Source organism: Streptomyces sp. bgisy027, from assembly GCF_057710365.1.
The window spans coordinates 265,803-285,388 of record NZ_JBYIVZ010000005.1; the positions used below are offsets into that span (position 1 = coordinate 265,803).

A 19,586-nucleotide genomic window follows, 5' to 3' on the forward strand; every position below is an offset into this window, starting at 1 on the left:
CGCCGGGCCGCGCCTCCACCGCGGTCAGCGGCCCTCGACCCCCACCGACTCGAACCGCCACCGATGCACCGCCCGAGTCACCAACTCCCCGTCCGGTGCGGGAAGTTCGGGCAGATCGGTGTCGAGGGGCGCGTCCCACCAGGTGATGACGAGGACGCGGTCCTCGGGGGCCCGGAAGGTCTCCCGGCGTAGGGGGCGTACGGCCAGTTCCTGCCCCCGGGCCCATGCGAGCAGGTCCTCGCCCCGGCCGGGGACCGCTCGCGCCTCCCACATCAGCGCGACCGTCACGAGTACAGGTTCTCCTTGCTGACCTCGTGCACGTGGTCGTGGTCGTGGCCATGGCCGTGGGCCTCGTCCGCGAAGTTTCCCGGCACGTGCGGGTCCGTCACCGGCAGGGACGAGTCCGCCGACAGGTCCCAGCTGGACGCCGCCCGGTTGCGGGCCACCATCTCCGCGCCCAGCGCCGCCACCATCGCTCCGTTGTCGGTGCACAGCTTCGGCCGCGGCACCCGCAGCCGGATGCCGGCCGCCTCGCACCGCTCCTGCGCCAACGCCCGCAGCCGCGAGTTGGCGGCCACGCCGCCGCCGATCATCAGGTGGTCGACGCCCTCGTCCTTGCAGGCCCGTACGGCCTTGCGGGTCAGCACGTCGACGACCGCCTCCTGGAAGGAGGCCGAGACGTCACGCACCGGCACCTCCTCCCCCGCCGCCCGCTTGGCCTCGATCCAGCGGGCGACCGCCGTCTTCAGGCCCGAGAACGAGAAGTCGTACGCCGGGTCGCGCGGGCCCGTCAGTCCGCGCGGGAAGGCGATCGCGTCCGGGTCGCCCTCGCGGGCGTAGCGGTCGATGACCGGGCCGCCGGGGAAGCCGAGGTTCAGCACGCGCGCGATCTTGTCGAAGGCCTCACCGGCCGCGTCGTCGATGGTCGCGCCGAGCGGCCGTACGTCCGAGGTGATGTCGGTCGAGAGCAGGAGGGACGAGTGGCCGCCGCTCACCAGCAGCGCCATCGTCGGCTCCGGCAGCGCGCCGTGCTCCAGCTGGTCCACGCAGATGTGGGACGCGAGGTGGTTGACGCCGTAGAGCGGCTTGCCCAGCGCGTAGGCGTACGCCTTCGCCGCCGACACGCCCACCAGCAGCGCGCCCGCCAGGCCCGGGCCGGCGGTCACCGCGATGCCGTCGAGGTCGCGGGCGCTCACCCCGGCCTCCTTCAGCGCGCGGTCGATGGTGGGGACCATCGCCTCCAGGTGCGCCCGTGAGGCGACCTCCGGCACGACACCGCCGAAGCGGGCGTGCTCGTCGACGCTGGAGGCGACGGCGTCGGCGAGCAGGGTGGTGCCGCGGACGATGCCGACGCCGGTCTCGTCACAGGAGGTCTCGATGCCGAGGACGAGGGGAACGTCGCGCGAGTCAGCCATTGATCTCGGTTCCTTGTACGGAGTTTTCGGGGGCGGTCAGTCGCATCACGAGGGCGTCCACGTTCCCCGGCTGGTAGTAGCCGCGCCGGAAGCCGATGGCCTCGAAGCCGAAGCGCTCGTAGAGCTTCTGGGCGCGGACGTTGTCCACACGGCACTCCAGCATCACTTCGGCGCACTCGAATTCGCCGGCGGCTCGCAGCAGTTCGGTGAGGAGACGGGCGCCGAGGCCCGTGCCCCAGTGGTCGCGGGCGACGGCGATGGTCTGGATGTCGGCGAGGTCCCCGGCGGAGGCGAGGCCGGCGTAGCCCACGACCCGGTCGGGCCCCTCGGCGACGACATAGCGCCGGGTCGCCTCGGGCCCGCGCGAGTGGGCCAGCTCGGACCAGAACATGCCCCGGGACCAGGCGTCCTCGGGGAACAGGTCCTTCTCCAGCTCCAGCACTCGGTCGATGTCCCACCAGCGCATCTCGCGAAGCGGAGGACCGGAGGCAGCGGCGCCGGCGGGGGTCACGGGTTCGGTCACTTGGGGGTGACCACCTTGTAGTTCTTGGGGACCTGGGCGTCGGGCCGGCGCAGATACAGCGGCCGCGGCGCCAGGAGTTCCTCGCCCGCCGCCAGCCGCTCGGCGGCCAGCGCCGCGAGCGCCGCCGCCGACACGTGCTCGGGCTCGTGGGCGCGGGGGAAGGTCTCGGGGTACAGCAGCGCGCCCGCGCCGACGGCCGGCAGCCCGGCGACCTCGTCGGCGATGTCGGCGGGCCGGTCGACGGCCGGGTCGGTCAGCCGGGTGCGGGAGTCGGCGTACCGCGCCCAGTAGACCTCCTTGCGCCGGGCGTCCGTCGCGACGACGAACGGGCCCTTCTCGATGTCGGCCGCATACGCGAGGCCGTCCAGCGTGCACAGGCCGTGCACGGGGACGCCGAGGGCGAGCCCGAAGGTGTCGGCGGTCATGAGGCCGACGCGCAGCCCGGTGTAGGGGCCGGGTCCGATGCCCACGACGATGCCGGTGACGGCGTCGAGCCGTTTGCCGGCCTCGGCGAGGACGCGGTCGACGGCCGGCAGCAGCAGCTCCCCGTGCCGGCGCGCGTCCACCTGGCTGGACGAGGTGATGACGTCCGTGCCGTCGTGCAGCGCGACGGTGACGGCGGGGGTGGCGGTATCCAGAGCGAGCAAGAGCACGCAAACAGCCTACGGCGCCCGCGCACCGTCAGGCGCCGCCGCGTTGCACGGCCCGTTCGCCCAGCGGGCGCCCTCGGCCGGTCCGGCGGACGAGAGCCTGCTCAGCCCGTGTTCGACATCGGCGCGCCCCTTCGGCTCACTCGCGGGGCGGGCGCTTGACGGCTGCTACGGTCGGGCTGGATCACGACCTATGACGCGAACGCTGAGGTGAGCGAGGGTGGCAGGCAGCAGCTCCTCAATCGTGGCGGGGCTGACCGCGGCTGCCCTGGGGACGGTCGGCTTCCTCGCCTTCCAGGCCTCGGCCACCGTCCCGGCCGGCCTCGCGGGGCCGCGGAGCGGCAACGTTCCGGGGGTCAGCACCTCGAAGGTGCCCCGCGACCGCGAGGACCCCGACGCGCTGCCCGACGGATCCGGTACGGGGCAGCGGGTCGTGTACTCCGTGGACGACGACCGGGTGTGGCTGGTCGAGAAGGGCGGCGAGGTCAAGCGCACGTTCCGCGTGTACCCCGGATCGGTCGACCCCCTGCCGGGCCTGTACGCGGTCACCTCCCGCTCCAACGCGACCACCGGCACCGACGGCGCCGCCATCGAGCACGTCATCCGCTTCGCGAGCGTGGACGACGTGACCATCGGCTTCAGTACGACCGTCAGGAGCCCGTCGACGCATCCCGACCCGGCCCTGAAGACGGGCGGTATCCGTGAGTCGCGGGCGGACGGCGACGCGATGTGGGACTTCGCGACGATCGGCCGCGCGGTCGTGGTGATCCGCTAGGGCCTGCCGCTTTCGGACCAGGCCCTCTAGGCCGCTTCGCGGTGCGTGTGCCGCGTGTGTTCCGGTCGCCCGTGCTGTTGCGGCCGCCCGGCCTCGGGCTCGCGCGGCGGAGTGGAGATCAGTCTCGCCGCGGCACCGGCCGCGAGCAGATCACGCATGGACACCCCGGCCCTCACCTCGGGCCGCTGCTGGGCCGTGTTCTCCGATGCCGGCATGGACGCCTCCTGGGGCCGGGGGCGGACGTAGTTAGGTACACCTAACTACGGACTGGGTACCATGTGACCACGCCCAAGACCGCGAACGCAATATTTTGCCGACGTCTTGTCGGAATGTTCATCGCCGGCAGCGGGCTCAGGCCGACAGCACGCTCAGGTCCGCCGTCGCCCAGCGCTCCCCGAGCCCGGTCACGGTCACGTGCCGCACCTCGTCGGTCTCCGGGGGTCCGGGGGCCGCCCCCCGGGAAGACGCAGTGCCGACGGCCCGGTGGATCACGATCTGCAGCCGCTCCTCGGTCAGCTCCTCGACCTTGCCCTCGCCCCATTCCACGACGATCACCGAGTCGGGCAGCGAGACGTCGAGGTCGAGGTCCTCCATCTCGTCGAGGCCCCCGGACAGCCGGTAGGCGTCGACGTGGACGAGCGGCGGACCGTCGCCGAGGGACGGGTGCACACGGGCGATCACGAAGGTCGGGGACGTGACCGCGCCCCGGACCCCCATCCCCTCGCCGAGCCCGCGCGTCAGCGTCGTCTTGCCCGCGCCGAGCTCCCCGCTGAGCATCACCAGGTCGCCGGCGCGCAGCAGCTTGGCGAGGCGGCGGCCCAGCTCCCGCATCTGGTCGGGAGCGGTGACGGTCAGCTCGAGGTCACCCGCGTTGTGCGGTGCTGCTGGTGCTTCCATAGCCACTAACGGTAGCCCCTGCCGGCACGGCACCCGCCCGGGTGAGCAGGTCGGCCAGACGGTCGGTGACCACTTCCGGGTGCTCCAGCATGACCAGGTGCCCGGCGTCCGGCACGAGCACCAGTTCGGCCTCCGGCAGGTGGTCGGCGATGGCCTCGCTGTGCTCGCTGGGCGTGACGAGGTCGCCCACACCGGCCAGGACGAGCACCGGCATGTCCGTGAAGAGGGCGAGCGCCTCGGTCTTGTCGTGGTCGGCGAAGGCCGGGTAGAACTCCGCGACCACGTCGATCGGCGTCCCCTCGATCATCCGTTCGGCGAACCGGGCGACGGCCGGGTCGACGTCCCGGGACGAGAACGAGTACCGCTTGATGATCCCGGCGAACAGGTCGGCGGTGGCCCGCCGCCCGCGCTCCACCAGCTCGGCGCGCTGCCCCAGCGCCTTGAGCACGCCCGGCAGCACCCGCCGCACCGCGTTCACCCCTGCGACGGGCAGTCCGAAGTTGACCTCGCCGAGCTTCCCGGACGACGTACCGACGAGTGCGGTGGCGACGACCCGGTCGCGGATCAGGTCCGGGAACCGGTCGGCCAGCGCCATGACGGTCATCCCGCCCATGGAGTGCCCGACCAGCACGAGCGGCCCTTCCGGCGCGGCCGCGTCGATGACGGCCTTCAGGTCGCGCCCGAGCTGCTCGATGTCGACGTGCCTGCCCTCCTGCGCCTGGGCGACGCCGCGCCCCGAGCGGCCGTGGCTGCGCTGGTCCCAGTGCACGGTGCGCACGACGCCCCGCAGGGCGGCCCGCTGGAAGTGCCAGGAGTCCTGGTTGAGGCAGTAGCCGTGGCTGAAGACGACGGTGACGGGGGCCGGTGCCTTGCGCCCGAAGAGCCGTCGCCGGCGCGGACTGAGGGCGGGAGCGGCCTCGGGGTCGATGTCGTCGACCTCGTAGTACAGCTCGGTGCCGTCGTCGGAGTACGCCTTGCCGGGGGTGCCCCGCAGCGAGCCGTACGGTCCCGCCGAGTCGAGGGCGAGTCTGGCCTTCTGCCGCATGCCGCGGCCCACTGTCATGCGCTCTATGGCGACGCCGGCCGCGGCGCCCGCCGCGATCACGCCTATCGCCGCACCGGCGATGCCGGTGGCCCTGCGCCAGTTCGCGGCCGCCCCCGTGGCGGAGGCGACGGCCGCGACGGCCTCCGCACTGCTCTCGCTCACGTACCGCTCCTCTTCGCTGGCTCTCATGGTGCCGTTGTGACGTGGGTGGTGAATGGTGCCGGTGTTTCGATCATGCGTCCCGCTACGGGTTACCCGTCTCGTTCCGCATTCACTTGGCCGCACACAGATGGACGCATCACACAGCCCGGATCACAGCGCCGCATCACATGGACGCATTCCTGTAGACGCGTGGAACGCGCGTTCCGATCCGGGTGACGATTTCGTACGCGATGGTCCCCGCCGCCTGCGCCCAGTCCTCGGCGGTGGGCTCACCGCCGTCACCGGGCCCGAACAGCACGGCCCGCGCACCCGGCTCGGGCTCGTCCCCGCCCAGGTCGACGACGAACTGGTCCATCGCGATCCGCCCCGCGACCGTCCGCCACTTGCCGCCGACCAGCACCGGCCCGGCGCCGGAGGCGTGCCGCGGGACGCCGTCGGCGTAGCCCAGGGGGACGAGGCCGAGGGTGGTCTCGCCGGGGGTGACGTAACGATGGCCGTAGGAGACGCCGTGGCCGCCCGGCACGTGCTTGACCAGGGCCAGGGACGCCGACAGCGTCATCACGGGCCGCAGCCCGAAGTCGGCGGGGCCGCCCAGCTCGGGGCTGGGCGAGATGCCGTAGGTCGCGATGCCGGTGCGCACCAGGTCGAAGTGGCTGTCCGGGAGGGTGAGCGTGGCCGGCGAGTTCGCGATGTGCCGCACCTCCGGCCGCGCGCCCTGCCCCTCGGCGTACGCCACCATCTCCCGGAAGCGGGAGAGCTGGGCGGCGATGGAGGGATGCCCGGGCTCGTCGGCGCAGGCGAAGTGCGACCACAGCCCGGTGACGCTCAGGAGCCCTTCGGCCTCGGCCCGCAGGGCCTCGCGGACCAGCTCGGTCCAGTCGTCGCCCGGCTGGCAGCCGCCGCGCCCGAGCCCGGTGTCGGCCTTGAGGTGCACGCGTGCGGGGGCGCCGGCCTGCCGGGCGGCCTCGGTGACCTCCTGGAGGGCCCACATCCCGCTGACGGAGACGTCGACGTCGGCCTCGACGGCCTCCCGCCAGGGGCCGCCCGGCGTCCACAGCCAGCACATCATCCGCATGCCGCGCAGCCCGGCGGCCCGCAGCACGAGGGCCTCCTCGGGGGTCGCCGTACCCAGCCAGGTGGCGCCGGCGTCGACGGCGGCGCGGGCGCACCGGACGGCCCCGTGGCCGTACGCGTCCGATTTCACGACGGCCATCAGGGCCGCGCCCGGTGCGTGGGCGCGCAGGCTCAGCACATTGGACCGCAGGGCGGCCAGATCGATCTCGGCGCGGGCCCGCAGGGGCGCGGTCCGCTGGGCTGTTGTCTCTGTCATCGCGCCCCCAGTGTCTCAGAGGGGTCCGACATCGCCGCCGCGCCGGGAGCCATGGCCTACTGCTCCTGCCTGTGCCCCCACACGTAGACCCGGTCGCCCTTCTTCAGCAGCCCCCACAGCTTCCGTGCGTCCTTCAGGGTCATGTTGACGCAGCCCCGCGAACCGACGGGGGTGTAGAGGCTGCCGTAGACGCCGTGGAACGCCTGCCCTCCGCTGAAGAACTGGGAGTAGGGCATGGGGCTCTTGTAGATCGTCGACACGTGGTTCTTGTGCCGCCAGTAGACCGCGTGCCATCCGCCGCGCGTCCCGTATCCCGTACGTCCGCTGCGGATGGGCACGGGCCCGAACACGACGCCGCCCTTGCCGTGCTGCACCCAGGCGATCTGCCGGTCGAGGTCGACACAGGCGACCCGGTACGCCCGCGCCGGGCACTTCTTGGCCGCGTTGGGGTTCTTGCGGGCGCCGACGAGCTGCATGGTGGCCCAGGTCACCGGCCCGGCGTATCCGATGGCGGGCTTGATGCCGTACTTCTTCTGGAAGGTGCGGATGGCCTTGCAGTCACCCTTGGACTGCTCGCCGTCGACGGGCCGCTTCAGCCACCGCTCGACCTCCCGCTGCCGCAGGCCCGTCTCCTCGCTGCACGTCACGTCCCCGAAGGAGTCCATGGGATCGACGTACTCCACCCGGTCGTACGCCTCCTCCGGCGCGTCCCGGGGCTCGACGGCGTCCTCCGCGCGGGTGGGCTTGTACACCTTCGGCGGCAGGTCCTGGTCGGGTGTGTCCATCTCCGAGAGCGGAAGCAGGGTCAGGGGGATGCCGGGCACGAGATCGGTGGCCTGCGGTCCGGACGTCGGGGGCACCGGGTCCGAGGAGTCCGCCGGGTCCGCCGAGGCGCCGCCGACGGGCATCATGACCGCCCCGGCGAGGAGCACGGCGACACTCCGGCGTGCGATACGTCTGCTGATCATGCGGACAGGGAAGCGTGAGGGCCCCGCCGCGCGGAGGCGCCGCGCGGCGGGGTCACTCTTTTGAGGACCATCGCGCAAGGACCCATAGGGTGCTCGGCATGAGCATCATCGGGGTCGGCATCGACGTGGCCGAGATCGACAGATTCGAGGCGGCGCTGGAACGCACACCGGGGCTGGCCGAACGGCTCTTCCTGGAGCGCGAGTTGCTGCTGCCGAGCGGCGACCGCCGGGGCATCGCCTCCCTCGCCGCCCGCTTCGCCGCGAAGGAGGCCCTGGCGAAGGCGCTGGGCGCGCCGGCGGGCCTGCTCTGGACCGACGCCGAGGTCTGCGTCGAGGACAGCGGGCAGCCCCGGCTGCGGGTGACCGGCACGGTCGCGGCCCGTGCGGCCGAACTGGGCGTCCGGTCCTGGCATGTGTCGCTGAGCCATGACGCCGGGGTGGCGTCGGCCGTGGTGGTGGCGGAGGGCTGAGCGGGCCTGGCGCGCGAGGCACGGCACGACGCCGTCGGACGCGACGCGCCTCGCCGGTAGGGAGCCTCGGTCGCATGCGAACTGCCTACGGCGTGGTGATGGCGGTGGTGGCGGAGAGTCGAGCGGAGGCTGCCCCGCTCGCGGCACGGCGAAGCGGCGATGGATGCGACGCGCCTCGCCCCGTACGGGAGACTCGGTCGTATGCGGACTGCGTACGGCGTGGAGACGGTAAGGGCGGCCGAACGGGAGCTGATGGCACGGCTCCCGGACGGGGCGCTGATGCAGCGGGCGGCGGCCGGACTGGCCGCGGCCTGCGCGGATCTGCTGGGCCGGGTGTACGGCAGCCGGGTCGTACTGCTGATCGGCAGCGGCGACAACGGCGGCGACGCCCTGTACGCCGGTGCCCGGCTGGCCCGGCGCGGGGCGGGCGTCACGGCGGTGCTGCTGGCGCCGGACCGCGCGCACGCCGGGGGCCTCGCGGCGCTGCGGCGGGCGGGCGGGCGGCCCGTCGGCCTGGACGCCGCCGGGGAGTTGATCGGGCGCGCGGACCTGGTCGTGGACGGCATCGTCGGCATCGGCGGCAAGGGCGGGCTGCGGCCGGACGCGGCACCGCTGGCCGGCGCGGCGACGCGGTCCCGGGCCGCGGTGGTCGCCGTCGACCTGCCGAGCGGCGTGGACGCCGACACGGGCGAGGTGCACGGCACGGCGATCCGCGCCGACCTCACCGTCACCTTCGGCACGCACAAGCCGGGCCTGCTGATCGACCCGGCTCGGGAGTACGCCGGTGTCGTACGGCTCGTGGACATCGGACTGGCGCCGCCGGCCGAGGCGACGGAGCTGGAGGCGCTGCAACACGCCGACGTGGCCCGGCTGTTGCCGCTGCCGGGGGCGGAGACGGACAAGTACCGGCGCGGGGTCGTGGGCATCGCCGCGGGATCGTCGAGGTACCCGGGCGCGGCCGTGCTGGCGGTGGCGGGCGCGCTGCGGGGCGGGGCCGGGGCCGTGCGGTACGTCGGTCCGGCGGCGGACGCGGTGATCGCGCGGTTCCCCGAGACGCTGGTGTCGGACCGGGGACCGAAGAAGGCCGGGCGCGTGCAGGCGTGGGTCGTCGGGCCGGGCGCCGGGGACGACGCGGCGACGGTGGCGGAGGTGCTCGCGGCCGACGTACCGGTGCTGCTGGACGCGGACGGGCTGCGGCTGGCGGACGCCGGGGCGGTACGGGACCGCGGGGCGCCGACACTGATGACCCCGCACGCCGGGGAGGCGGCGGCGCTGCTCGGGGTCTCCCGCGAGGAGGTCGAGGGCGCCCGGCTGGCCTCGGTACGGGAGTTGGCGCGGCGGTATGCGGCGACCGTGCTGCTGAAGGGCTCGACGACGCTGGTGGCCCGGGCGGGCGGCGCCGGTGCGGTGCGGGTGAATCCGACGGGCACGGGATGGCTGGCCACGGCCGGCAGCGGGGACGTGCTGTCGGGCCTGGGCGGATCGCTCCTCGCGGCGGGCCTCCCGGCGGTGGACGCCGCGAGCGTGGCGGCGTACCTCCACGGCCTCTCGGCGAGATTCGCGGCGGACGGCGCGCCGTTGGGTGCACATGACGTGGCGGAGGGCATTCCGGAGGCTTGGCGGGATGTGCGGGGGTGACGGGTGCCGGTGGGTTGACCGATGCTTCCGCCTCCGCGAGGTTGACCGTCGGCACCAGGACGCGGACGGGCGGGCAAGTCCGGCGGAGTGAGGTCGTGGGATGCGGGCGATCGTCGTGGGCGCGGGCATCGGGGGACTTGCGGCGGCGCTGAGCCTGCGCCGCGCCGGCGTCGACGTGACGCTGGTGGAGCAGGCGCGGCGCTTCTCGGAGATCGGCGCCGGTATCCAGCTCGCGCCCAACGCCACGCGGGAGTTACGTCGGCTGGGCGTGCTGGACTCGGTCGCCGCCCTGGCCGCCCATCCGCCGCACGTCAGCTTCCTCACCTGGTCGGACGGTGCGGAGATCTGCCGTTACGCGCTGGGCCGGGAGGCCGAGGAGGAGTTCGGGGCGCCGTACCTGGTGGTGCACCGGGCGGATCTGCACGGCGCGCTGGCTGCGGCCGTGCCACCGGAGTCCGTCCGCCTGGACACGACCGTCGTCGCCATCGACCAGGACGACGAGGCCGCCCGGGTGACGACGGCGGCGGGTGAACGCCTGACGGCGGACCTCGTGGTCGCGGCCGACGGGATCCGGTCCGCGGCCCGCCGGTGGCTCTTCGGCCAGGACGAGGCGGTGTTCTCGGGAACGGCCGCCTACCGGGCCCTGCTCCCCGCCGGCGAGGTCGCCGACCTGGGCCTCCCGCCGCTGGCTGCCTGGCTCGGCCCGGACCGCCACTTCGTCCACTACTGGGTGCGGCGCGGTGAACTGCTCAACGTGGTGGCCGTGTTCACCACCCGGGCGGCGACCCAGGAGTCCTGGACGGCGAAAGCGGAACCCGGCGAACCGCTGCGCGCCTTCACCGGCTGGGACCCCCGCGTCCGCACGGTCCTCGAACGCGCGGGCCAGGTGTTCCGCTACGGCATCCACACCCGCACGCCCCTCACCGGCTGGAACGCCGGACGCGTGACCCTGCTCGGCGACAGCGCGCACGCGATGGTCCCGTTCCAGGCGCAGGGCGCGGCCCAGGCGATCCTGGACGCGGCGGTACTGGGTGACGAACTGACGGACGCGACCCCGGCCGACGTACCCGCCGCCCTCGACCGCTACGTCCGTCGCCGCGTCCCGGACGCCAACGGTATGCAGTCCCGCTCCGCCCGGGCAGGCACCGACTTCCACCTCCCGGACGGCCCGGAGGCCGAGGCACGCAACGCCCGCATGGCGGCACACGCGGCGCAACACAGGTTCATGCCTCAGGCACCGGCGTGGAGGGCGGACGTACTGACGGGGAAGCCGGAGCTATGAGCAGCCGGCTTCCGGAAGGCTCGGGTCCTCGGCGAACAGGTCCTCGGCCCGCTCGACCGTACGGGACCGCTCCAGCCAGGCGTCCATGCGTTCGAGGTCGCTACAGGTGGTGATGCGCTCCCGCACGCTGTCGGACACGGGGATGCCGCGTACCTCCAACACAAGCAGGATTCCCTTGGCCTCACCCTTGGCCTCACCCTTGGCCTCACCGTCGGCCTTACCTTCCAGATAGGCCGTCTCACGAACCGTCCCCCGGCCCGGAAAGTAGCTGACGAACGTCGACATGATTGCCTTCCATTTCTCTCCGGCTGGAGTCTTGCCCAGGGTGACTTCGAGGAAGTCGAAAAAGTACTTGGCGGTGGCAGGATCGGTGTCCAGGAGTTCCTGAAGGGCGCTGCTGATGGCTTCCAGTATGGCGTCGCCGTCGCGGCTACGGGCGTGTGCCAGGGCGGAGAGCACGGCCAGAGGGAGGTTCTTCGCCGCAGTCCGGACGTCTGTGATCACCGGTAGGTTGTCCGGCCCGGCGACCAGCGGATACGTCCGTAGAGCCGTCCAGCCGCGCGCGCCGCAGTCGAAGGGACCGGCCGCCCACTTGGCAGTGGCCCTGTCCTGACAGACGACGAGGAGCAGTACGGGCAGCCCATACTTCGCCTGGAGGTAGCCGATGTAGTACGCCCAACTCCACTCCTTGCCCTCGACCCTGCCAGACTGCGCCTCGACGGCGAGCAGAAAGTCCTCGCCATCGGACGGTCCAATGCGCAGCACGGTGTCCACGCGACGTTCCAGCGGCCGGGCTTCTGTCACGTCCGTGGTGACGGCGTCCACAGTCGCTTTTGCGGATAACGGGACGCCCAGCACCCCGAACACGGGAGCGAGGATCTCGGGCCGCTCCTGAAAGATGCGGTGCATGCCCTCGTGAGCTGATGTGACCATGTGCGCAACCTTGATGCCGTGATGGGCTGAAGATCCGGACGATCGGGGTACGTTCACTCTTTCGAGCGGCGAGTAAACGTTCACGCCGCCGAGGTCAGCTCGCACCAGACGTACTTGCCACGATTCCCGTCCCTGGTCAGCGGCTGCCAGCCCCACAGGTCGGAACAGGACCGGACGAGCGCCAGCCCCCGCCCCTCCTCGGCCTCCCCGAGCGTCGCGAACGCTTGAGGCGGTTCCGGCGGTTCGGGGTCCGCGTCCCAGGCCCCGATCCGCAGCACACCGGCCGACCACCGCACGCGCAGGGCAGCCGGCCCTTTCGTATGGCGAACGGCGTTGGCGACCAGCTCGGTGGCGAGAAGTTCGGCGGTGTCGACGAGGCCGATGAGGCCGTGCATCGTGAGGATCAGCCGGAGGGTGCGGCGACTGACGGTGACGGCCCGGACGTCGTTGGGAATGGAGAGCGAGTACTCCCAGGGTTCGGTTTCGAGCATGGGTGAACTCCGTTCGGGTGGGAGGGGAGTCGCGCGGTGGCAGTGCCGCAGCCGTCACGGCAGGACGGAGCGGTGCGCTTCCGCAGCGTGCGTGTCGCATCACCGACGGTAGACCTTCATTTCAAGGTTCAGCAAGCCGATCGCGTAACCTGACCCCCGAACGAGTCGTCCACACAGGCGCGTTGAACCGAGGAGCAGCACATGGCGGGGTTGAGGCGCGAACCGACAGCACGTCAGGTGCGCCTGGGTATCGAGCTGCGCCGGCTTCGCGACGCGGCAGGCCTCACAGGCCGGGAGGCAGCGGCCCTGCTCGGGGTGAGCTCCACGCAGATCAACCAGATCGAGTCGGCCCTGACCGGAGTGAGCGAGAAGCGCCTTCGCCAGCTTGCTTCCAACTACGGCTGCGCAGAACGGGAGTTGATCGAAGCCCTGGTAGCGCTGGCAACGGATCGAACGCGCGGCTGGTGGGAGGAGTACCGCGGCCTTCTGCCCACACCGTTCCTGGACATCGCCGAGCTGGAGCACCACTCCACCTACCGGGACGACGCGGAGTTCCTGTTCATCCCCGGCCTGCTGCAGACCGAGGACTACGCGCACGCCGCCTTCTCCTCCAGGGTTCCCGAACTCTCCCCCGAGGACCTGAACCTGCGCGTTCGGCACCGCATGCAGCGCGGGGCGGTCCTCGAAGGCCCCGCCCCCACCCCGTACAAGGCGCTCATCCATGAGGCGGCCCTGCGGATCCGGGTCGGCGACCGTGCCACCTCGCGAGCCCAACTCGGCCGCGTCCTGGAACTCTCCGAGGCGGATCACGTCACCGTGCGGGTCATCCCCTTCGACCTCGACGGCTTCGGCGGGACATGGAGCCCCATGATGCTGGCGGGCGGCACGGTCCCCAGGCTGGACACCGCCGTCCGTGACGCACCCCACGGCACGGGGTTCATCGACTCCGAAGCCCAGCTCACCGTCTTTCGAACAGTCTTCCGTAGGGTAGAAGCGGTATCGCTCGACCCCGTGAGGTCGCGCGACTTCATCCACGACCTGGCCAAGGAAGTGTGAGGCACACCGTGACCACCCCTGAAAGCTGGCGCAAGTCGACCTACTCCGGCGGCGCCGACGGCAACAACTGCGTGGAGATCGCCGACTCCCCCACCCACATATCCGTCCGCGACTCAAAGGCCCCGGCCAGAGCCACCCTCACCTTCCCGGCCGCCGCCTTCACCGCGTTCCTCGACAACCTGAGGTCCGCTCACTCCACCGTCACCGACTTCGCCAGATTCCGCGGCTGATCCACCTCGTTCCCCCGCGCGGTCGCCAGCTCGCACGCGAAGACCTGCAACGGCACCGCGGCCACCATCGGCTGAAGCAGGGTCGGCGTCGCCGGGATCCGGATCAGGTGGTCCGCGTACGGCACGACCGCCTCGTCACCCTCCTCCGCGATCACGATGGTCCGCGCACCCCGCGCCCGGATCTCCTGCATGTTGGAAACGATCTTGTCGTGCAGCACCGAGCGGCCCCGGGGCGAGGGCACCACCACCACGACCGGCAGATCGTCCTCGATGAGGGCGATGGGCCCATGTTTCAACTCCCCCGCCGCGAAGCCCTCGGCATGCATGTAGGCGAGTTCCTTCAGCTTCAGCGCGCCTTCGAGGGCGACGGGGTAGCCCACGTGCCGGCCGAGGAAGAGCACCGTGTTCTTGTGGGCGAGCGATCGCGCCAGCTCCCGTACCGGCTCCATGGTCCGAAGGACCCGTTCGACCTGCCCGCCGATCTGCGCCAGGTCCCGGATCACGGCGTGGATCTCGTCGCCCCACTTGGTGCCCCGGACCTGCCCGAGATACAGGGCGACCAGATAGCAGGCCACCAGCTGCGTCAGGAACGCCTTCGTCGAGGCGACCGCGACCTCCGGCCCGGCGTGCGTGTACAGCACCGCATCCGACTCGCGAGGAATGGTCGACCCGTTGGTGTTGCAGATCGCCAGCACCTTCGCACCCTGCTCACGGGCGTGCCGCAGCGCCATGAGCGTGTCCATGGTCTCGCCGGACTGGGAGATGGCGATGACGAGGGTCTGCTGGTCGAGGATCGGATCCCGGTACCGGAACTCGCTGGCCAGTTCCACCTCGCACGGGATCCGCGTCCAGTGCTCGATGGCGTACTTGGCGATCAGCCCGGCGTGGAAGGCCGTACCGCAGGCCACGATGACGACCTTGTCGACCTCGCGCAGTTCGGAGGCGCTGATCCGCACCTCGTCCAGCGTCAGCGAGCCGGCCGCGTCGATGCGCCCCAGCAGTGTGTCGGCGACCGCCTTGGGCTGCTCGGCGATCTCCTTGAGCATGAAGTAGTCGTAGCCGCCCTTCTCCGCGGCCGAGGCGTCCCAGTCGACGTGGTACGACCGCACGTCCGCCGGCCGTCCGTCGAACCCGGTGACGGTCACCCCGTCCCGGCGCAGCTCCACGACCTGGTCCTGCCCGAGTTCGACCGCCGAGCGGGTGTGGGCGATGAACGCGGCGACGTCCGAGGCGAGAAAGGCCTCGCCCTCCCCGACGCCCACCACGAGCGGCGAGTTCCGCCGCGCCCCGACCACCACGTCCGGCTCGTCGGCGTGCACCGCGACCAGCGTGAACGCGCCCTCCAGCCGTCGGCACACGAGCCGCATGGCCTCGGCGAGATCGGCGCCGGCGGAGAACTCCTCGGCCAGCAGATGCGCGACGACCTCGGTGTCCGTCTCGGACGCCAGCTCGTGCCCGCGCTCCGCCAACTCGGCCCGCAGCAAGGCGAAGTTCTCGATGATCCCGTTGTGCACGACGGCGACGCGCCCTGCGTTGTCGAGATGCGGATGGGCGTTGTCGTCGGTCGGCCCGCCGTGCGTGGCCCAGCGCGTGTGCCCGATCCCCGTGGTCCCGCTCGGCAACGGCCGCTCGGCCAGCTCCTTCTCCAGATTCGCCAGCTTCCCGGCCTTCTTGGCCCCGGCAAGCCCGCCGTCCGCGAGCACGGCGACCCCCGCCGAGTCGTAGCCCCGGTACTCCAGTCGCTTGAGTCCGGCCACCACGATGTCGAGCGCCGACTGCGACCCCACGTAACCCACAATTCCGCACATGCGCGGCAGCCTACGGCCGAACTCCGGTCGAAAACGGCCACAGCGTGCCCGATTTCGGAAATTCCTACGGTGGTACGAACGCCCGGAACGGCACCATCCGGATCAGCACCGCCCGGAACGGCACCGCCCGGAACGGCACCGCACGGATCGGCACCGCACGGAAGGGCACCGCCCGGATCGGCACCGCCCGGAAGGGCACCGCCCGGATCGGCACCGCCCGGAAGGGCACCGCACGGAACGGCACCGCACGGAACGGCACCATCCGGATCAGCACCGCCCGCCCGGTCGACGCACCCTCAGGTCTTCGCCCGATAGGCCCGCATGGCCAACGGATAGAACACCACCGCGATCCCCGCGGCCCACACCAGCGACCACATCACCGGCTCGGCCACCGGCCCGCCCAGCAGCAACCCCCGGAACGCGTCCGACAGATGCGTCACCGGATTCACGTCGCTCCACGCCTGGAGCCACCCCGGCATGGTGTCCACCATGACGAAAGCGCTGCTGGTGAAGGTGATCGGGAAGATGAGCGTGAAGGCGAACGCCTGCACCTTCTCCGCGTCGCCGGCGAGCATCCCGATCAGCACGGCACTCCAGGACACCGCCGCCGCGAACACGATCACCAGCAGCGTCCCGAACAGGAACCCGTCGACTCCCCCGGTGATCCGGAAGCCGAGCAGCAGACCGAGGCCGATCATGAGCAGCAGCGCCCAGAGGTGCTTGGCCAGGTCGGCCGTGATACGGCCGATGAGCGGCGCGGAGCGGGCGATCGGCAGGCTGCGCAGGCGGTCGAAGACGCCCTTGGTGAGGTCGGTGTTCAGGGCCATCGCCGTGTACATCGTCATGAACAGCGTGTTCTGGACGATGATCCCCGGCAGCGCGTACTTCAGGTACGCCTCCGGCGACCCGGCCATCTGCCCGCCCAGCACATACGTGAAGAGGAACACGAACATGATCGGCGTGATGCTGTAGTCGACCAGCTCCAGCGGGTTGTGCTTGACGGCGACCAGACTGCGCCAGGCCATCGTGAAGGTCTGCCGCAACCCGTCCAGCGGGCGCACCCGGCCCGACTTGGTGATCGGCGCCGTGGCGGTCGTGGCGGCGGTGGTCATGACCGGCTCACCGCCTTCTCCCGCTCGCCCTCACCGTCCCGGACGGCCGCCCCGCGGCCCCCGTCCCCGTCGGCGTCCCCGCCGCCGTCCCCGTCCCCGTCGTCCTCCGGCCCGCCCGGCTCGGCACGGTGCCCGGTCAGCGCCAGGAACACCTCGTCCAGCGAGGAGCGCCGCAGCGCCAGCTCGCCCACCGCTATCCCCTCGCGGTCCAGCGTGCGCACGACGGCCGGCATCAGCTGCGGGTCCTTCACCGGCGCGGTGATCGTCTCGCCCTCGATCTGGGTCTGCGGTCCCGCCGCCTCGGCCACCAGCGCGTGCACCCGCGCGAGGTCGTCCGCCAGCACCGGCCGCAGCTCCAGGACCTGCCCGCCGACCTGCGACTTCAGCTGGTCGGGCGTGCCCTCGGCGATCACCCGGCCCTTGTCGATCACCACGATGTCGTCGGCGAGCACATCGGCCTCGTTCAGATACTGCGTGGTCAGCAGGGCCGTCGCACCGTCCGCGACCAGCCCCCGCAGCAGGTCCCACAGCTCACCGCGGCTGTGCGGGTCGAGGCCGGTGGTCGGCTCGTCGAGGAAGAGGATGCTGGGCCGGCCCACCAGGCTGGCCGCCAGGTCCAGCCGCCTGCGCATGCCTCCGGAGTACGTCTTCGTGGCCCGTCCGGCCGCGTCCGCCAGCTGGAACCGCTCCAGCAGCTCGGCGGCCCGCGCCCGCGCCTCCCGGCGCGGCAGCCCCAGCAGACGTCCGATGAGCAGCAGATTCTCCGTGCCGGTCAGGTTCTCGTCGACCGCCGCGTACTGCCCGGTCAGCCCCACCATGGCCCGTACGACCCCGGCCTCCCGGACCACGTCGTGTCCGGCCACCCGGGCCCTGCCCCCGTCGGGCCGCAGCAGCGTCGCGAAGATCCGCACGGCGGTGGTCTTCCCCGCGCCGTTGGGGCCCAGCAGCCCGAGCACCGAGCCCCGGCGGGCCCCCAGGTCGACCCCGGCCAGCGCCTCGGTCTCCCTGAACCGCTTGACCAGGCCTTCCGCCTCTATCGCATACGTCGTCATGGGTCACCCCTCGGGGTCGGTGGACCCCGGCCCGGGCCCACCTCTTCCACAACTGTGACGCACGCCACTGACATTCCGCGCCTTGTCCGGATTTCCCCCAGAAGCCACCGCGTGACGGATCCCACCCCGCCGTCCGTTCGTACTCCCGTAACAATGGACTGTGATCTCTCCGGTCTCCTCGATGCCCCGGAGCGCCCACCGGCAACGGCCGGAGGCGACTCCCTACGTCGACCTCACCCGCGCCGAGTGGAGCGCCCTGCGCGACAAGACCCCCCTCCCTCTCACGGCGGAGGAGGTCGAGAAGCTGCGCGGTCTCGGCGATGTCATCGACCTCGACGAGGTGCGTGACATCTACCTGCCGCTGTCGCGCCTGCTCAACCTCTACGTCGGCGCCACCGACGGCCTGCGCGGTGCCCTGAACACCTTCCTCGGCGAACAGGGCTCCCAGTCCGGCACCCCGTTCGTCATAGGGGTCGCCGGCTCGGTCGCCGTCGGCAAGTCCACGGTCGCCCGGCTTCTGCAGGCCCTGCTCTCCCGCTGGCCCGAACACCCGCGCGTCGAGCTGGTCACCACCGACGGCTTCCTGCTGCCCACCAAGGAGCTCCAGGCCCGCGGCCTGATGTCACGGAAGGGATTCCCCGAGTCCTACGACCGCCGCGCCCTGACCCGCTTCGTCGCCGACATCAAGGCGGGCAAGGACGAGGTCACGGCACCCGTCTACTCCCACCTGATCTACGACATCGTCCCGGACCAGCGGCTCACCGTCCGCCGCCCGGACATCCTGATCGTCGAGGGTCTGAACGTCCTGCAGCCCGCCCTGCCCGGCAAGGACGGCCGCACCAGGGTCGGCCTCGCCGACTACTTCGACTTCAGCGTGTACGTCGACGCCCGCACCGAGGACATCGAGACCTGGTATCTCAACCGCTTCAAGCGGCTGCGCGAGACCGCCTTCCAGAACCCGTCCTCGTACTTCCGCAAGTACACCCAGGTCTCCGAGGAGGAGGCCCTCGACTACGCCCGCACGATGTGGCGGACCATCAACAAGCCCAACCTGGTGGAGAACATCGCCCCCACCCGCGGCCGCGCGGCCCTCGTCGTGCGCAAGGGCCCGGACCACAAGGTGCAGCGGCTGAGCCTGCGCAAGCTCTGATCAGGGGCGCCGACAGGTTCAGGGGGCGTAGGTCAGTTCCGCGACCGGCTCGGTCATCGAGTCCTCCACCGCCTGCTGGTGCTCGGCATCCACCTCGGGTGAGCTCTCGGGGCGCGGATGCGGCGTGTCCAGCGCCTCGTCGATCTCGGCCGCCCAGTCCTGCCCGGAGGAGCCTCCGCTCGCCACGGAGCCCGCGTTCCCCGGCACGCCGGCCGCATCGGAGCCCGCCGGGGCCGGCTCCTCCTCCGGCGCCGCCGCCCGTGCCTCGGTCACCGCACGCTCGGCGTCCCGCACGGCCTGCCGAACCGCCACCTCGAAGGCCGCCGTCTGCCGTGCCCGCCAGGCCGTCAGTTCCTGATGCTGAGCCTGGGCCGCCAGGGCCACGGCGACCCGGGGCCCCTGCTGGGCGGACCAGGACAGCACGCTGCCGCTGTCCGCGACGGCCGTGCCGCAGGTTCCGGCCCAGACCAACGCGGCCAGCAGCGCTGTACGGCGCCCGCTCGCTCTCATCCCGCGACGCTCCCGACTTCCGCCATGCTTCTGATCAGCCATGGCCGGAAACCGTAGCCCCCGCGGATCTCCGGATGATCACGAGCGGG

At 71.9% G+C, this 19,586-nt stretch carries 23 protein-coding genes; 7 read left to right on the forward strand and 16 right to left on the reverse strand.

Annotated features, from left to right (window positions below; translation table 11 throughout):
- Positions 1–24: 24 nt before the first annotated feature.
- The 4 genes from AC3ETA_RS07780 to tsaB are packed head-to-tail and all read right to left on the reverse strand — an operon-like array spanning position 25 to position 2,591.
- Positions 25–288: a hypothetical protein gene (locus tag AC3ETA_RS07780; protein ID WP_432192049.1), complete on the reverse strand. Its 264-nt coding sequence runs from the start codon at positions 286–288 to the stop codon at positions 25–27.
- Positions 285–1,415 (reverse strand): tRNA (adenosine(37)-N6)-threonylcarbamoyltransferase complex transferase subunit TsaD, encoded by a 1,131-nt coding sequence (tsaD, locus tag AC3ETA_RS07785; RefSeq protein WP_432192050.1) that lies wholly within the window; start codon positions 1,413–1,415, stop codon positions 285–287. The genes AC3ETA_RS07780 and tsaD overlap by 4 nt, the downstream gene beginning before the upstream one ends.
- A complete protein-coding gene (gene rimI / locus AC3ETA_RS07790; protein WP_432192051.1) occupies positions 1,408–1,938 on the reverse strand; it encodes a ribosomal protein S18-alanine N-acetyltransferase in 531 nt (176 codons plus the stop codon). The genes tsaD and rimI overlap by 8 nt, the downstream gene beginning before the upstream one ends.
- On the reverse strand, positions 1,935–2,591 hold the full coding sequence (gene tsaB / locus AC3ETA_RS07795) for a tRNA (adenosine(37)-N6)-threonylcarbamoyltransferase complex dimerization subunit type 1 TsaB (RefSeq protein ID WP_432192052.1): 657 nt from the start codon (positions 2,589–2,591) through the stop codon (positions 1,935–1,937). Before tsaB ends, rimI begins: the two co-directional genes overlap by 4 nt.
- 217 nt (positions 2,592–2,808) lie before the next feature.
- Between tsaB and AC3ETA_RS07800 the strand changes: the two genes are divergently transcribed.
- Complete coding sequence (locus AC3ETA_RS07800; RefSeq protein ID WP_432192053.1) at positions 2,809–3,363, forward strand: hypothetical protein; 555 nt, start codon at positions 2,809–2,811, stop codon at positions 3,361–3,363.
- A gap of 26 nt (positions 3,364–3,389) precedes the next feature.
- Here the strand turns inward: AC3ETA_RS07800 and AC3ETA_RS07805 are convergent, their stop codons facing one another.
- The 5 genes from AC3ETA_RS07805 to AC3ETA_RS07825 form a co-directional block, all read right to left on the reverse strand.
- Positions 3,390–3,578 carry a hypothetical protein gene (locus AC3ETA_RS07805; RefSeq protein WP_432192054.1) on the reverse strand — a complete coding sequence of 63 codons (189 nt, stop codon included), beginning with the start codon at positions 3,576–3,578 and terminating at the stop codon, positions 3,390–3,392.
- 136 nt (positions 3,579–3,714) lie between these two features.
- Positions 3,715–4,260 (reverse strand): tRNA (adenosine(37)-N6)-threonylcarbamoyltransferase complex ATPase subunit type 1 TsaE, encoded by a 546-nt coding sequence (gene tsaE / locus AC3ETA_RS07810; RefSeq protein ID WP_432192055.1) that lies wholly within the window; start codon positions 4,258–4,260, stop codon positions 3,715–3,717.
- Positions 4,226–5,467, reverse strand: coding sequence for an alpha/beta fold hydrolase (locus tag AC3ETA_RS07815; RefSeq protein ID WP_432192056.1), 1,242 nt, complete (start codon positions 5,465–5,467; stop codon positions 4,226–4,228). The genes tsaE and AC3ETA_RS07815 overlap by 35 nt, the downstream gene beginning before the upstream one ends.
- Positions 5,468–5,630: 163 nt before the next feature.
- The gene (alr, locus tag AC3ETA_RS07820) at positions 5,631–6,797 is read right to left on the reverse strand and encodes an alanine racemase (RefSeq protein ID WP_432192057.1); all 1,167 of its coding nucleotides are present in this window, start codon (positions 6,795–6,797) and stop codon (positions 5,631–5,633) included.
- A gap of 56 nt (positions 6,798–6,853) precedes the next feature.
- Positions 6,854–7,765, reverse strand: coding sequence for a L,D-transpeptidase family protein (locus tag AC3ETA_RS07825; protein WP_432192058.1), 912 nt, complete (start codon positions 7,763–7,765; stop codon positions 6,854–6,856).
- A 98-nt stretch (positions 7,766–7,863) separates the two neighbouring features.
- Between AC3ETA_RS07825 and AC3ETA_RS07830 the strand changes: the two genes are divergently transcribed.
- The 3 genes from AC3ETA_RS07830 to AC3ETA_RS07840 all read left to right on the forward strand — a co-directional run bounded on the left by AC3ETA_RS07830 (position 7,864) and on the right by AC3ETA_RS07840 (position 11,155).
- Positions 7,864–8,235: a holo-ACP synthase gene (locus AC3ETA_RS07830; protein WP_432192059.1), complete on the forward strand. Its 372-nt coding sequence runs from the start codon at positions 7,864–7,866 to the stop codon at positions 8,233–8,235.
- 201 nt (positions 8,236–8,436) lie between these two features.
- Positions 8,437–9,873: an NAD(P)H-hydrate dehydratase gene (locus AC3ETA_RS07835; RefSeq protein WP_432192060.1), complete on the forward strand. Its 1,437-nt coding sequence runs from the start codon at positions 8,437–8,439 to the stop codon at positions 9,871–9,873.
- A gap of 100 nt (positions 9,874–9,973) precedes the next feature.
- Positions 9,974–11,155, forward strand: a complete 1,182-nt coding sequence (locus AC3ETA_RS07840; protein WP_432192061.1) for an FAD-dependent monooxygenase — start codon at positions 9,974–9,976, stop codon at positions 11,153–11,155.
- Here AC3ETA_RS07840 and AC3ETA_RS07845 read toward each other — a convergent pair.
- On the reverse strand, positions 11,150–12,064 hold the full coding sequence (locus AC3ETA_RS07845) for a hypothetical protein (protein ID WP_432192090.1): 915 nt from the start codon (positions 12,062–12,064) through the stop codon (positions 11,150–11,152). The two genes, AC3ETA_RS07840 and AC3ETA_RS07845, sit on opposite strands and share 6 nt — an antisense overlap.
- Positions 12,065–12,168: 104 nt before the next feature.
- The gene (locus tag AC3ETA_RS07850) at positions 12,169–12,579 is read right to left on the reverse strand and encodes an ATP-binding protein (RefSeq protein ID WP_432192062.1); all 411 of its coding nucleotides are present in this window, start codon (positions 12,577–12,579) and stop codon (positions 12,169–12,171) included.
- 201 nt (positions 12,580–12,780) lie between these two features.
- Between AC3ETA_RS07850 and AC3ETA_RS07855 the strand changes: the two genes are divergently transcribed.
- Both AC3ETA_RS07855 and AC3ETA_RS07860 read left to right on the forward strand, forming a co-directional pair.
- Positions 12,781–13,635 (forward strand): helix-turn-helix domain-containing protein, encoded by an 855-nt coding sequence (locus AC3ETA_RS07855; protein WP_432192063.1) that lies wholly within the window; start codon positions 12,781–12,783, stop codon positions 13,633–13,635.
- Between the two features lie 8 nt (positions 13,636–13,643).
- Positions 13,644–13,865, forward strand: a complete 222-nt coding sequence (locus tag AC3ETA_RS07860; protein ID WP_432192064.1) for a DUF397 domain-containing protein — start codon at positions 13,644–13,646, stop codon at positions 13,863–13,865.
- Here AC3ETA_RS07860 and glmS read toward each other — a convergent pair.
- From glmS to AC3ETA_RS07880, 4 genes are all read right to left on the reverse strand, one after another.
- The gene (gene glmS, locus AC3ETA_RS07865; protein ID WP_432192065.1) at positions 13,826–15,673 is read right to left on the reverse strand and encodes a glutamine--fructose-6-phosphate transaminase (isomerizing); all 1,848 of its coding nucleotides are present in this window, start codon (positions 15,671–15,673) and stop codon (positions 13,826–13,828) included. The two genes, AC3ETA_RS07860 and glmS, sit on opposite strands and share 40 nt — an antisense overlap.
- A gap of 64 nt (positions 15,674–15,737) precedes the next feature.
- Entirely contained in the window at positions 15,738–15,935 is a 198-nt protein-coding gene (locus AC3ETA_RS07870; RefSeq protein ID WP_432192066.1) for a hypothetical protein, read from the reverse strand.
- A 34-nt stretch (positions 15,936–15,969) separates the two neighbouring features.
- Entirely contained in the window at positions 15,970–16,785 is an 816-nt protein-coding gene (locus tag AC3ETA_RS07875) for an ABC transporter permease (RefSeq protein WP_432192067.1), read from the reverse strand.
- The gene (locus AC3ETA_RS07880) at positions 16,782–17,837 is read right to left on the reverse strand and encodes an ATP-binding cassette domain-containing protein (protein WP_432192068.1); all 1,056 of its coding nucleotides are present in this window, start codon (positions 17,835–17,837) and stop codon (positions 16,782–16,784) included. The genes AC3ETA_RS07875 and AC3ETA_RS07880 overlap by 4 nt, the downstream gene beginning before the upstream one ends.
- 181 nt (positions 17,838–18,018) lie before the next feature.
- Between AC3ETA_RS07880 and coaA the strand changes: the two genes are divergently transcribed.
- A complete protein-coding gene (gene coaA / locus AC3ETA_RS07885) occupies positions 18,019–18,987 on the forward strand; it encodes a type I pantothenate kinase (protein WP_432192069.1) in 969 nt (322 codons plus the stop codon).
- An 18-nt stretch (positions 18,988–19,005) separates the two neighbouring features.
- Here coaA and AC3ETA_RS07890 read toward each other — a convergent pair whose 3' ends face one another.
- Entirely contained in the window at positions 19,006–19,497 is a 492-nt protein-coding gene (locus tag AC3ETA_RS07890; RefSeq protein WP_432192070.1) for a hypothetical protein, read from the reverse strand.
- Between the last annotated feature and the right edge of the window lie 89 nt (positions 19,498–19,586).